The organism is Litorivita sp. NS0012-18, from assembly GCF_040371945.1.
Taxonomy (GTDB): Bacteria; Pseudomonadota; Alphaproteobacteria; order Rhodobacterales; family Rhodobacteraceae; genus Litorivita.
This window is the reverse complement of sequence record NZ_BAABWS010000001.1, coordinates 53268-66193: the sequence shown is the minus strand read 5'-3', so window position 1 is coordinate 66193 and position 12926 is coordinate 53268. Positions and strand designations below refer to the sequence as shown.

15 protein-coding genes are annotated in these 12926 nt (G+C 61.3%); 12 read left to right on the top strand and 3 right to left on the bottom strand.

Annotated elements, in window-relative coordinates:
* Positions 1-27 precede the first annotated feature (27 nt).
* From ABWV64_RS00305 to ABWV64_RS00290, 4 genes are read left to right on the top strand one after another with little or no spacing between them, the layout of a single operon-like run.
* Positions 28-666, top strand: coding sequence for a hypothetical protein (locus ABWV64_RS00305; RefSeq protein WP_353342262.1), 639 nt, complete (start codon positions 28-30; stop codon positions 664-666).
* Complete coding sequence (locus ABWV64_RS00300) at positions 659-1390, top strand: DUF3307 domain-containing protein (protein ID WP_353342261.1); 732 nt, start codon at positions 659-661, stop codon at positions 1388-1390. Before ABWV64_RS00305 ends, ABWV64_RS00300 begins: the two co-directional genes overlap by 8 nt.
* Before the next feature lie 28 nt (positions 1391-1418).
* Positions 1419-1784, top strand: a complete 366-nt coding sequence (locus ABWV64_RS00295) for a HesB/IscA family protein (protein ID WP_353342260.1) — start codon at positions 1419-1421, stop codon at positions 1782-1784.
* A 9-nt stretch (positions 1785-1793) separates the two neighbouring features.
* Entirely contained in the window at positions 1794-2183 is a 390-nt protein-coding gene (locus ABWV64_RS00290; protein WP_353342259.1) for a TfoX/Sxy family protein, read from the top strand.
* Positions 2184-2202: 19 nt separating this feature from the next.
* Here ABWV64_RS00290 and ABWV64_RS00285 read toward each other — a convergent pair whose 3' ends face one another.
* Positions 2203-2847, bottom strand: coding sequence for a glutathione S-transferase (locus tag ABWV64_RS00285; protein ID WP_353342258.1), 645 nt, complete (start codon positions 2845-2847; stop codon positions 2203-2205).
* 130 nt (positions 2848-2977) lie between these two features.
* Here ABWV64_RS00285 and ABWV64_RS00280 point away from each other — a divergent pair, with 130 nt between their 5' ends.
* Positions 2978-3574, top strand: coding sequence for a TetR/AcrR family transcriptional regulator (locus ABWV64_RS00280; RefSeq protein ID WP_353342257.1), 597 nt, complete (start codon positions 2978-2980; stop codon positions 3572-3574).
* 35 nt (positions 3575-3609) lie between these two features.
* Here ABWV64_RS00280 and ABWV64_RS00275 read toward each other — a convergent pair whose 3' ends face one another.
* Positions 3610-4515, bottom strand: coding sequence for an isopenicillin N synthase family dioxygenase (locus ABWV64_RS00275; RefSeq protein ID WP_353342256.1), 906 nt, complete (start codon positions 4513-4515; stop codon positions 3610-3612).
* A gap of 194 nt (positions 4516-4709) precedes the next feature.
* Here ABWV64_RS00275 and tpiA point away from each other — a divergent pair, with 194 nt between their 5' ends.
* The 4 genes from tpiA (at position 4710) to ABWV64_RS00255 (ending at position 8818) form a co-directional block, all read left to right on the top strand.
* Positions 4710-5456 carry a triose-phosphate isomerase gene (tpiA, locus tag ABWV64_RS00270; RefSeq protein ID WP_353342255.1) on the top strand — a complete coding sequence of 249 codons (747 nt, stop codon included), beginning with the start codon at positions 4710-4712 and terminating at the stop codon, positions 5454-5456.
* A 102-nt stretch (positions 5457-5558) separates the two neighbouring features.
* Positions 5559-8066 (top strand): putative bifunctional diguanylate cyclase/phosphodiesterase, encoded by a 2508-nt coding sequence (locus tag ABWV64_RS00265; RefSeq protein WP_353342253.1) that lies wholly within the window; start codon positions 5559-5561, stop codon positions 8064-8066.
* Between the two features lie 187 nt (positions 8067-8253).
* Entirely contained in the window at positions 8254-8406 is a 153-nt protein-coding gene (locus tag ABWV64_RS00260; RefSeq protein ID WP_353342252.1) for a hypothetical protein, read from the top strand.
* 70 nt (positions 8407-8476) lie between these two features.
* Positions 8477-8818 carry a TfoX/Sxy family protein gene (locus ABWV64_RS00255; protein ID WP_353342251.1) on the top strand — a complete coding sequence of 114 codons (342 nt, stop codon included), beginning with the start codon at positions 8477-8479 and terminating at the stop codon, positions 8816-8818.
* Positions 8819-8842: 24 nt separating this feature from the next.
* Here ABWV64_RS00255 and ndk read toward each other — a convergent pair whose 3' ends face one another.
* Positions 8843-9265 carry a nucleoside-diphosphate kinase gene (gene ndk, locus ABWV64_RS00250; protein ID WP_089946822.1) on the bottom strand — a complete coding sequence of 141 codons (423 nt, stop codon included), beginning with the start codon at positions 9263-9265 and terminating at the stop codon, positions 8843-8845.
* A 171-nt stretch (positions 9266-9436) separates the two neighbouring features.
* Here ndk and ABWV64_RS00245 point away from each other — a divergent pair, with 171 nt between their 5' ends.
* The 3 genes from ABWV64_RS00245 to ABWV64_RS00235 all read left to right on the top strand — a co-directional run bounded on the left by ABWV64_RS00245 (position 9437) and on the right by ABWV64_RS00235 (position 12919).
* On the top strand, positions 9437-11311 hold the full coding sequence (locus ABWV64_RS00245; RefSeq protein ID WP_353342250.1) for an ABC-F family ATP-binding cassette domain-containing protein: 1875 nt from the start codon (positions 9437-9439) through the stop codon (positions 11309-11311).
* Positions 11312-11461: 150 nt separating this feature from the next.
* Positions 11462-12226 carry a PEP_CTERM-anchored TLD domain-containing protein gene (locus tag ABWV64_RS00240; RefSeq protein ID WP_353342249.1) on the top strand — a complete coding sequence of 255 codons (765 nt, stop codon included), beginning with the start codon at positions 11462-11464 and terminating at the stop codon, positions 12224-12226.
* A 48-nt stretch (positions 12227-12274) separates the two neighbouring features.
* A complete protein-coding gene (locus tag ABWV64_RS00235) occupies positions 12275-12919 on the top strand; it encodes a MarC family protein (RefSeq protein ID WP_353342248.1) in 645 nt (214 codons plus the stop codon).
* The last annotated feature ends 7 nt before the right edge of the window (positions 12920-12926 follow it).

The window sequence follows — 12926 nt, the reverse complement described above, 5'->3', positions numbered from 1 at the left end:
GCAATCGCACCCCATAATGGTTGCGACATGACAGAGCAGCAAAACATCATCACCGTCCTGACCGGCGACATCGTCAATTCGACCCGATTGAGCGCGGTGGAGCATCAGCGCGCCTATGAAGCGCTGGAGCGCTGCGCCGCAATGATCGCGGATTGGACCGACGCGCCGCTGCGCTTGACCCGCCACAGGGGCGATGGGTGGCAGGTGGTGATCACCCCGCCCGCGCTGGGCCTGCGCTGTGCCTTGGTGTTTCGCGCCGCGCTCAAGGCGCTGGGCACGTCTTTTGATACAACAATCGGGATCGGCGAAGGCGCGGTGCGTGTCCCCGTCCCAAATGATCTCAACGCCGCCACCGAGGCCCCTTTTGTGCAATCGGGCCGCGCCCAGACCTTAACCAAAAGCCAATCTATCGCATTTTTGCACGGCGGCGCGGGCGCTTTGAATGGCGCGGCGGTTCTGGCCGCCACGCTCAGCGACGATTGGACCGCTGCGCAATCTGCGGCGATCTATCACGCGCTGCACCCGCATCAGGAGCCGAATTTCACCGAGATCGGCGAGAGGCTTGGCAAATCGCGCCAAGCCGCGACCAAGGCTCTGGACGGCGCGAAATGCGAGCGGCTACGCTATGCGCTCACACTGCTTGAAACGGATGACCGCTATGTTTGAGACCCTTGCCGCGCTGCTGTTTGCCCATGTGCTGGCCGATTATGTGTTTCAAACCGGCTGGATGGTCGCCAACAAAGGCAAGCCGCTCGTGCTTTTGCTTCACACCGCGATCGTCATCGCCACGGCGCAGGTGGCCATCGGGTCGGTCATGGCATGGGAATTGCTGCTCCTTGGCGGGCTGCACCTCGGGGTGGATGCGATCAAGACCTACGCCCTGCCCGATACGGCGACGGCCTATCTGACCGATCAGGCGGCGCATCTGGCAGTGGTTGCCGCGCTGGCCTTTTACGCGCCAGAGCTTTGGGCCAACGGGATTTGGGCCAATCAACCCGCCCTGCCCGCGCCGGTCATATTGCATGTGATGGTGGCCAGCGGCGGCGCGATCTATGCCATCCGCGCGGGCGGCTTTGCGGTGGGCAAATTGATGACGCCCTTTGCCGACGGGTTTACCTCGGGCGGGCTGCCTTCGGGCGGGACGATCATCGGGGTGCTGGAACGGGGGCTGATCTATGTGCTGATACTGGCCGGACAAATCGCCAGTGTCGGCTTTTTGATCGCGGCCAAATCGGTCATGCGCTACGAGGCCTCCAAGGAACAAAAAGCTGCCGAATATGTGATCATCGGCACTTTGGCTTCCTTTTTATGGGCGATTTTGGTCTCTTACGGCAGTTTTGCGCTCTTGGGCCTCTTGCCGCCCATTGAGATTGGCCGCGCGCTGCCCTAAGTAGGGGGAAGCGAAAAGGACGATGACCATGTTCGGCATTCCAGGAAAACAAGCAGTCTCCATGACCCCCGCGGCGGCGTCGCAGATCATGAAGCTGATGAAGAAAGACGGCTCCAAGGGGCTGCGCATCGGCGTCAAGAAAGGCGGCTGTGCGGGCATGGAATACACCATGGAATATGTCGCGGATGTTGATCCGATGGACGAGGTTGTCGAACAGGACGGCGCGCGGGTGATGATTGCCCCGATGGCGCAGATGTTCCTTTTCGGCACGCAGATCGATTACAAAACTTCGCTGCTCGAATCCGGTTTCCATTTCAACAATCCCAATGTGACCGAGGCCTGCGGCTGCGGCGAGTCGATCAAATTCGCGGATCAAGACGGCCAAAGCGCCTAAGGATCGCCCATGGCCACCGACCCCGCGCTTTTGGCCCATATCCGCGATCTCTTCGCCGGTTTGGGGCCGATTTCGACAGGGCGGATGTTTTCGGGCACGGCGCTTTATGTCGAGGGCGACGTGATGTTTGCCGCGATTTTGGGCGGCACAGTGTGGATGAAATCCGACGACAGCACCCGCGCGCAATTCGACGCCGCCGGATCGCGGCCCTTTTCCTATATGCGAGGGAGCGGCCCGCGCGAGGCGGCCTCGCTGATGTCCCTGCCCGACAGCGCGATGGATGATCCTGACGAGGCGATGCAATGGGCGCGCCTGTCCCTCGCCCCCGCCCGTGATGCGGCGATCCGCAAACGCGCGCAAAAGGCCCGCAAACTGGCACGGCCGCAAGCCGAGCGCTAAGCGCATTGACCGCCACCGCTCACTTTGACCGCGACAGCTCCATCCAGCCCGAAACACTGGGCCGCGCGCCCATCCGTTCGCGCCACATGTGCAGCGCCCGACATGTCTCGGGAATCGCCACGCCCACCAGATCGGCAAAGATGAGACCAGCCAGAACGGTGATGTCAGCCATTGAAAACCGGTCCACCGCAACAAAGCGGCGCGCCGCGAGAAGCTCGTCAAAATAATGCATGGCCGCAATTGCTTTGTCGCGCTGCCGCAGGCCCCACTCGGCGTTCTGATAAAGCTCGACCGCAGGACCAAGGCCGGAGGTTGCGTGATGGAAATAGACGCTGATCGGGTCGAGCAACTCGATCTCGGCACGCTTGTTCATCATATGGATCAACCCGCGCTCCAGCGCGCCTTCTCCGGTCAGAACCGGCGCCCCGCGTAGCGCGTCCAGATATGCGGTAATCGCGGTGCATTCCGCGATCAATGTGCCGTCAGCGGTTTCCAGAACCGGCAATGTCCCCGAATAATTCTTGGCCAAAAAGGCGGGTTTCTTGTGCTCCCCCTTGCGCAGATCGACCGAAACAAAGGTGACATCGCGTTGCAGCCCCTTTTCGATCAGGGCCATGCGCACGCGCGCAGGATAGGGGCCGGTGTGCCAGTCGTATATCTTCAAACCCTGCTGCGCCATCGCCCTGCCTCGCCTATCTATCACTTGATAGGCATTTCTTACCGGTTGTGTTTTGCCTGTCAATCCCTATCTATCACTTGGCAGGTATCCGAGAGCGCAGCACAAGGACAAGGCCGTGACCAACACCACCAAAGACAGCATCCTCGACGCAGCCAAAGCGAGTGCGCAGGCCCATGGCTATGCGGGCCTGAACTTTCGAGATATTGCCAAACAGGTCGGCATAAAATCCGCCAGCATCCACTATCATTTTCCCAGCAAGGCAGATCTTGGCCTCGCCGTGGCGAAACGGTATTGGCAGGATACGAAAAAAATTTTGGACAGAAAAACCGAGGCGCTGCCGGACCCGAAGGACCGTCTACGCTGGTATCCCTCCCTGTTTCGCCATGCGCTCGAGCACGACAATCGCATGTGCCTGTGTAGCTTCATGTCCGCAGAATATGATGCCCTGCCCGCCGCGCTCAGGGCCGAGGTGCAAATTTTTGCCACCGTGAACTTGGAATGGCTGGAACGCACACTTCGAGATGCGGGCCCGTCCTCCAGCCCGCCCGCCCCCGCAGCGTCTGGTGCTCAACTGACCGCCGCGCAACAGGCACAAGCCATATTTGCCGCCGTCACAGGCGCACAGCTTCTCGCGCGCAGCCGCAATGATATCTCGATATTCGACAGTGCCATCGAGAGCTATCGCGCTGCGGGAGTGCTACCGAGCGGCTGACGGCATGACCCAAGCGGACCGGATCCGCGCTCCGCTCAGCCTTTGAGATGCACATATGTCTCGCCAAAACGTCTCGCCAGATGCGCCCCCGCCAGCACCGGCGCGCCTCCCGCTGGCCCGACATCCGCATCCCAGTTGGGGTTAAAGAACATCGGCACGGAAATCCGCTCGGCCTTGGAGCCGCGCACGCGGTGTAGGGTGGCCTTGACCGCCCCGCCGGTCCACATTTCCAGCATCTCGCCAAAATTGATCACGAAACGTCCCGGCTCGGCGGTCACCGCCTGCCATCTGCCATCACCGCCCAGCACCTCCAGCCCCGGAACGCCGTCCGAGGCCAAAAGCGTGACGCAGCCGTAATCGGTATGGGCGGCGATGCCGAAGTCCTTGTCTCCGGCCCAATCAGGGCGCGCGGGGTAGAAATTGCCGCGCAAAAGCGCCATGGGGCGGGTGAATTTATCGTCGAAATAGCCCGCATCCTTGCCGATTGCCTCGGCGATGGCGCGCAAAAGATCGCGGCACACCTCAAGCGCCTGTGCGTAATAGGATTGGATGGTGCTGCGAAAACCCTCCATCCCCTCGGGCCACAGGTTGGGCGCATAAACGCCAAACCCGCGCGCAGCCAAAGGGTCGCCCTCGGGCAGCTCGAAGCCGCAATCAAAGACCTCTTTGTAATCGGGATTGGCCATGGGATCGACCTGCTCTGCGCCGCCCGCGCCCCAGCCGCGATTGGCCCCTGTGCGGGCCATATTTACCGGCTCCTTCAGCGCCGCCTCTTGGTGGAAAAATCCGCGATAGGCATCGATCACGTCACGGATGCGCGCAGGGGTTATCGCGGTGTTATGCAGGGTCAAAAACCCGCTTTGCTCCGCGCCGATGCGCAATTGCGCCATGGTTTGCGGATCACGCGCTAGAAGTTTTTGCATATCGATTTCGGGGATCATCGGCGGTCCTGTTTGGCTGTCGTGTCTGGCTGCGGTGTCTGGCAGTCGTGCTTGACCGTTGCGCTGGGGGGCGCAAGGGGTCCGGGCCTGCATAACGGCTGGCGGCATGGATGCAAAGCCTGCGGGCGGCAAAGGGCTCTTGACTGTCTGGCACGGCTGCGCAGGATGGGCGCAAACCAACAAAGGAGCGGGCAATGCGGCGAAAACTGGCAGCGGGCAACTGGAAAATGAACGGTCTGCGCGCCGATCTGGCCGAATTGGATGCGCTGGCGTCCCGATATGAGGCGCCCGAGGTTGATATCCTGCTTTGCCCGCCTGCGACGCTCGTCGCCGAGGCATGCGCGCGCAGCGGTGCGATTTCCATTGGCGGGCAGGATTGCCACAGCGGCCAAAGCGGCGCCCATACGGGCGACATTTCAGCCATGATGCTCAAGGATGCAGGCGCAGGCGCGGTGATTTTGGGCCACTCGGAACGGCGTGAGGACCACGAAGAGAGCAGCGAGGATGTGCGCGCCAAAGCATTGGCGGCCAATGCGGCGGGGTTGATGTGCGTCATTTGCCTTGGCGAGAGCCTTGAGCAGCGCGAGGCGGCCAATACGCTTGAAATCATCGGCGGGCAATTGTCCGCCTCTGTGCCCGACACGGCCACCGGCGAGAACCTTGTCATCGCCTATGAGCCGATTTGGGCCATCGGCACCGGATTGGTGCCCAGCCTTGATCAGATCGGCGAGGTCCACGATTTTATCCGCACCCAGCTCGAGCGCCGTTTCGGGGCGGGTGTGGGCCGCTCTGTGCGCCTGCTTTATGGCGGGTCGGTCAAACCGGACAACGCCGCCGATATTTTCGCGGTGAGCAATGTCGACGGCGCATTGGTCGGCGGTGCCAGCTTGAAAAGCGGTGATTTCTCGGCAATCATCGACGCATTGAACGACAGCGCATAGCAGCCGCGCATATCAATGCGCCCACATAGATTTTCCCTCATGTGTTAATGGTATGTTAATGCTCGGTCGCGAGTTTGTTAATGATTAGGGAATGGGGAACAGATGGCGCATCTGTCGCTGATTACACGGATTGGGCAGGCCTCTGACCGGCTGACCTTGGCGACCCTGCGTTGGCGCGGCGCGGTTGCGGCCAATTACCAGCCGACCGATCTGTTGATGGCGACGGTCCGGCGCGCCCAAATCGACATGGTGCTGGCGCTGACCCCTGCGATGGTCACGGCGAATCTGGCCTGTATCGGCTGTTTGATCGCGCTGGAGCTGACCAATCCGCGCGGGCAGTATTTCATCTTCATCTGGGCCTCTGTGATGATGGCGCTCCTGACCAACTGGATCAGCGCCTATCGCGTCGCGCGCAGCAAACGCGCCTTGGGGCGCGGGAAACTGGCCTCGGCCCATTCCACCGGCGTTGTGATTTTGTCGAGCACCGCCTACGCAATGCTGTGGAGCGTGGGGATGGTGGTCGTGCTCTACCACGCGACGCCGCAAGAGATCGCCTTTTTGGGGGCTTTGGCGGCGGGGCTTGTGGCGGGGGGCGCTTGGGTGCTCTACTCGATCCCTCTGGCCGCCATCAGCTATGGCCTGCTCTTGCTGGCGCCAGTGCTGCTGACCCATGTGATCATGGGAAACCCGCTTTGGGGCTATTACATCATTGTTTCGATTACGTTTTACATCCTACTGCTCGATTCCATCGTGCGCCATTCCACGCAATTCATCGCCGAACGGATCGGCCATGAGCAGGCCGCCGCGCAGCGCGATGTGATCTCTTTGTTGATGAATGACATCGAGGCGACGGGCACGTGTTGGCTGTGGCGCAGCGATGCGCACCTGCGGCTCAGCCATGCCTCAAGCGGCTTTGCCGCGGCGCTCGGGCTCAAGCAAAGCGCCCTGCTCGGCCGCCGTTTGGGCGAAGTTCTGACCGAATGCGGCGCGCACAGCAATGATCCAAAAAGCCAAGAGGCGCTGAGCCGGATCACGGCGTCGAACGGGCCGGACCTTCCGCATTTCGAATTCCGGCTCAAAATCCATTCCCCCAGCGGCGGCGAGCGCCATCTGGCGATCTACGGCAGCCGCAGCGATATCGGCGATGCCTCGCGCGCACCTTTCGAAGGCTTCGTGCGTGACATCACAGAAGCCGTGCGCGATCACGAGAAGATCCAGTTCCTCGCCACCCGTGACGCCTTGACCGGATTGTGGAATGCCGCCGGTTTCATTGCCCGCGCGCAAGAGGAAATCGACCGCCGTCATGGCCGCATTCGTCCTGCCCTCGGTTCTGTTGCAGACCAACCCTTTAACGCCCTCACCGCGTCCACGCGGGTGGAGCTTCATGATCCGGATGCGCCGATGACGGCAATGACGGCAATGTTTCTTTACATCGACGCCGATAATCTCAAGGCGGTCAACGACACCTATGGCCACCGCGCTGGGGATGCCTTGTTGGTCGAGGTCGCGCGCAACCTGACCGAAGTTGCGGGCAGCTCTTGCGTGATCGGGCGCAAGGGCGGCGACGAATTCCAATTGTTCGGCTATTTTGTCAGCGAAGCGCAGGCGCGCAATCTGGCGCAGAAGGTCTGCCAACGTCTCGGCGCCTCCTTCAACTATGACCAGATTACAATTCGCAAAAGCTGCTCGATCGGCGCGGTGATCCAATCGCGCAGCACCTACTCCATCGGCACGCTCGAACAATGGGCCGACCGCGCGCTTTATTCGGCCAAGAACAAAGGCAAGGCGCGGCTTGAATATTATGACGAAGAGTTGGGCGCGCAGGTGTTTCAACAGCGCCGCATCACCGCCGATCTGCCTGCGGCCTTGGACCGCGGCGAATTGACTGTGCGCTTTCAACCTATCGTCTGCATTGCCGACGAGAAAATCGTCGGCTGCGAGGCGTTGCTGCGCTGGAACCATGCCGATTTTGGTCCCGTCTCTCCCGCCGCTATCGTCGATGCGGCGCGCGCCTCGGGCAAACAAACCGAATTGGGCGACTATATCCTCGAACGTGCTGTCACTGCGGCGCTCGACTGGCCAGGGCAAAGCTATGTCTCGGTCAATGCCACGGCCTTCGAGCTCAATGATCCCGACTATTTCAAACGGATCGTCGCCGCATTGGAGCGGGCCGGATGTCCGCCCGAGAGATTGTGCATCGAGATCACCGAAAGCCAGCTTCTGGAGCGGAACAGAACGGTCTTGGCCAACCTTCTCAAAATCCGCAACAGCGGGATCAAGCTTGCGGTGGATGATTTCGGCTCGGGCTATTCGTCTTTGTCCTATCTGCCGCAATATCCGTCGAATTTTCTCAAACTTGACCGCTCGCTTTTGGGGCAGGACAATCCGGTCACGGGCCGCGCGATCTTGCGTGCGGTGGCCACTTTGGCAAACGAGCTAAAGGTGCTCGCCGTGGCCGAAGGCGTCGAGACATTGACCGAACTGAACATGGTCCGCGAGGCGGGGATCTTGTTGGTGCAGGGATTTCACTACCATCACCCGATGGCACGCAACGAGATCGCCTCGATGATGGCCACGCGGGGCGCGCGCGATTTCGAATGGCCGTTCTAGACCTGCGCTGCTCATGACGCTGTGGCGCATTTGTCTCATATGCGCCGCATCCAAATTCCACTTGCCATATTTGCGCCCCTTTGCCGTGCCAGCCTTGTGCAATGCCCTTGGGCCAAGGGGCGCGGCTCACCGTTTTGCGCGCCGCCAAATCCCAAGCGCACAACGCAAAACGTGCAGGAGCAATACAATGGCACAGGCAAAACCCACGGCCAAAAGCGCCGCCCCCAAAGCGCAGGCCGCGCAAAGCCAGCCGGCAAAAGCCGCAGCGCCCGCAGCGCGCAAATCCACAAGCGGCAGCGCGAAAAGCCAGCCGACCTTTACCGATTTCGCCAGCATCTAGGCGCGCAAAACCGCCGCAGCAGGCGCAATGCGCTCTGGCCTCATCTGCGATCGGGCGCTAGTTTCGCGCCATGAGCCAGACGCAAAAAAACCCCGTGACCTCCATTCGCAACATCGGCCCCGCGATGGAGCAAACCTTGGCACGGATCGGCATCACCTCGGCCGAAGAGCTGCGCGCCTTGGGCGCCGATGCGACCTATGCGCGGATGCTCGAAAGCGGCTCGCGCCCGCATTTCATCGCCTATTACGCGCTGGTCATGGCGCTGCAAGGGCGGCCGTGGAACGATTGCAAAGGCAAGGAAAAATCCGATCTGCGGATCAAATTCGACGCTTTGGTCAGCGGCGGGCATGACAAAGGCCGCTCCGATCTCGAAGCGGCCCTCAATATCATTGGCGTGATCGAGCGGCCCTGACGGCCCCGCCCGACCCTTGTCGGATCAACCGACCAGTTCGAGACCGGAGAAGAAGAAGGCAATCTCTTCGGCTGCGGTTTCCGGCGCGTCCGAACCGTGGACCGAGTTTTCACCGATCGACAGAGCGAACTCTTTGCGGATCGTGCCTTCGGCGGCGTCGGCAGGGTTGGTGGCGCCCATGACTTCGCGGTTTTTCGCGATGGCATCTTCACCTTCGAGAACCTGAACCACGATCGGCTCGGAGATCATGAATTCGCAAAGCTCGCCAAAGAAGGGACGCTCGGAGTGCACGCCGTAGAACTGCTGTGCCTGCGCGAGGGTCAGCTGGATGCGCTTGCTTGCTACAATGCGCAGGCCCGCCTCTTCGAATTTCGCGGCGATTTTGCCGGTCAGGTTGCGTTTGGTGGCGTCGGGTTTGATGATCGAGAATGTGCGCTGAATGGCCATGATAAACCTCATAAGATGGTGAAGAGACAGGCACCGCGCCCGCCCCGAATTGGATCGCGGCTGCGATACCACGGGGCATGGGGTTTGAAAAGCGGCGATTGCGCGCATTAAGGCCGTGATCTGCGCGGATCGCCAATTGACGCCCCCGCGCACCTCAGGCATGGGAGGGCCATGTTACGCATCAATGATATCTCCTATTCCGTCGCGGGCCGCAGCCTGATCGAAAACGCCTCTGTCACCATCCCGACGGGCCATAAGGTCGGCATTGTCGGGCGCAATGGCGCGGGCAAAACCACGCTGTTCAAACTGATCCGCGGCGAATTGGTGCTCGAAGGCGGCTCGATCACCTTGCCCGAGCGCGCCAATATCGGCGGCGTGGCGCAAGAGGTGCCTGGCAATGAGGTCTCGTTGATCAATACGGTTCTGGCCGCCGACAAAGAGCGCGCCGCGCTTTTGGCCGAGGCAGAAACCGCCACCGATCCGGCCCGCATTGCCGAGGTGCAAACCCGCCTTGCCGATATCGATGCATGGTCCGCCGAGGGGCGCGCCTCGTCGATCCTCAAGGGGCTAGGCTTTACCTATGACGAGCAAAAAATGCCCTGCTCGGCCTTTTCGGGCGGCTGGCGGATGCGGGTGGCTTTGGCCGCGGTGCTGTTTTCCGAACCCGATTATCTGCTGCTTGACGAGCCGACCAACTACCTCGATCTCGAGGGTGCTTTGTGGCTCGAAAACTACCTGACGCGCTATCCGCATACGGTATTGATCGTCAGCCACGACCGCGAACTTTTGAACCGCTCGGTCACCGGTATCCTGCATCTGGATCAAAAAAAGCTGACCTATTACACGGGCACCTATGATCAATTTGCCGCCGCCCGCGCCCAAGCGCGCGCCGTGCAGGCCGCGCAGGCGAAAAAGCAAGAATTGCAGCGCGCCCATTTGCAAAGCTTTGTTGACCGTTTCAAGGCCAAGGCGTCCAAGGCGAAACAGGCGCAAAGCCGCGTGAAGATGTTGGAGAAAATGACGCCGATCACCGCGCCCGAAGATGCGGCGCGGGTGGTGTTCACCTTCCCCGAACCCGAAGAATTGTCGCCCCCGATCATCGCCACCGAAGGCGTGTCGGTGGGCTATGACGGCACCGAAATCCTCGGGCAACTCAACCTGCGCATCGACCAAGACGACCGCATCGCGCTTTTGGGCCGCAACGGCGAGGGCAAATCGACCCTGTCGAAACTGCTCTCGGGGCGGCTCAATCCGATGGGCGGGAAGATGTCGCAAAGCAACAAGCTGCGCATCGGTTTTTTTGCCCAGCATCAGGTCGATGAGCTGTTCGTCGACGAGACGCCGTTGCAGCATCTGATGCGCGAGCGCGCCGCCGAGGGGCAGGCAAAGCTGCGCGCGCGTCTGGCCTCTTTCGGCCTTGGCGCCGATCAGGCCGACACCGAAGTGGGCCGCCTGTCGGGCGGGCAAAAGGCGCGTTTGTCGCTCTTGCTCGCCACCCTGCCCGCGCCGCATTTGCTGATCCTCGACGAGCCGACCAACCACCTCGACATCGAGAGCCGCGAGGCTTTGGTCGAGGCGCTCACCGCCTATAGCGGCGCGGTCATTCTGGTCAGCCACGACATGCATTTGCTCTCCTTGGTGGCCGACCGGCTTTGGCTTGTCAAAGACGGCCGCGTCAACCCCTACGAGGAAGATCTCAACGCCTATCGCAAGATGCTTTTGACGCCCGAAAAGACCGAAAAAACCGGCGGCAAAGGTGCGGGCGCGAAGGAAAAAGCCCCTGCCCCCGCGCCCAAACGCGCCAGCCGCGACGAAATTCTCGCCCTGCGCAGCGAGGTGCGCAAATCCGAGGCCCGCGTCGACAAGCTCAACGATATGCGCGACAAGCTGGCGAAAAAGCTGGCCGATCCGGCGCTCTATGAGGGCGCGCGCAAGGATGAAGCCGTGGTCTGGCAAAAGAAATATGCCGAAGTCATGGAGGCGCTCGACCGCGCCGAGGCGCTTTGGGAAGCGGCGCTGACCAAGCTGGAGAAGGCCGAAGCCTGACGGCGCGGCCCGATCTTGCGCGTTTTGGCACGGTTTCAATCGGGTCCGTATCGCCGTTGGAAACAGTCCATTTACACTTGCCGCATTGCCCCGAAGCGCCGCTTTTGCAATACAGGCGAAAGGGGCTGCCTTTATCAACGGGTCAGCGAAATGAAATTTTCTCAATCACTTAGCGCGGCGGCACTGGCCGCCTGCACGGCTTTTGTGGCCATCGCTCTGCCTGCGCAGGCGGCGACCGTGTCCGGCGGCACGCTTTTGGACGGGGCCAGTGCGACGTTTCTGCAGACCCAGATCGGCAGCGCCAGCACCTTTACCCATGTCTGGACCGGCGCGGCCAATCGCGCCACCTCCGCCAGCTTTCACGCCGCCGCCGATGCCTATAATCGCACCCTGTCGATCTATAACATCCAACACTATTCCGGCGAGGTTTTGCGCGTGGGCGGTTATACCGCCTTGAGCTGGGACGCGCAGGGCGGGCTGGCACAGGGCTATGCCTTTGATCCGACCGCCTTTTTGTTCAACCTTGAAAGCAGCGAAGTGCAACGCGCGAATGCGGGGCAGACGGGATCGATCTATCGCCACGACGATTATTTCCCGACCTTTGGCGGCGGTCACGATCTGATGGCGGGGCGCGGAATTTTGGGCACCTACTATGGCCAGTTTTCCGACTCGCCGTCGGGTCACAGCCGCTCTAGCACCTATGATCACAGCCAAGGGCAGATCGTCATCGCAGGCGACAGCGGCAGCGGCAACGGGGACAGCGGATGGGAGTTCAATAGCTGGCGCGCGCTGAGCCTTGAGGTCTATGCGGTCGAAGACGCCCCTGCCATTCCCCTGCCCGCCGGATTGCCGATGTTACTGGCGGGACTGGCCGGATTTGGCGCCGTGCGGATCGCGCGGCGCGGCGCCAAGTAAGGCGCGCGCGCTCTTTTCATTGCGCGCGATCCGTGCTCTGGTCGGCGCATGGATACAGCCTTCTTTGTCACCGCCTTTGTCACCCTCTTCGTGATCATTGACCCCATCGGGCTGACCCCGCTTTTTGCGGCGCTGACCCAAGGGATGGGCGCGCGCGAGCGGCGCGCGATTGCCCTTCGCGCCAGTTTGGTCGCAGCGGGGGTATTGGCGCTTTTTTCACTGTTTGGCGAGGCGGTTTTGGGCTTTGTCGGCATCTCCATGCCCGCGTTTCGCATCGCGGGGGGTGTTTTGCTGTTTTTGACCGCGCTTGAGATGCTGTTTGAAAAGCGCAGCAAGCGGCGCTCGGACCAAGCCCAAGAAGGCGAAGAAAGCGGCGCATTGTCCCATGACGACGAGAGCGATCCGTCGGTGTTTCCGCTCGGCATTCCGCTGATCGCCGGTCCAGGATCGATTGCAACGGTGATCCTTTTGTCGGGGCAGCAGGCCGGATTTTGGGGGCTGGTGCAGGTGCTGGGCGCGGCCTTTGCGGTGCTGGGCGCGGTGTTTGCGATGTTCCTGACCGCAGGGCTGTTGGAACGCGCGATTGGCAAGACAGGCATCAATGTGGTCACCCGTTTGTTGGGCATGCTTTTGGCGGCGCTGGCGGCGCAATTTGTGCTCGAAGGGCTGCGCGATTTCGGATTTGCCGCCTGACTGGAAG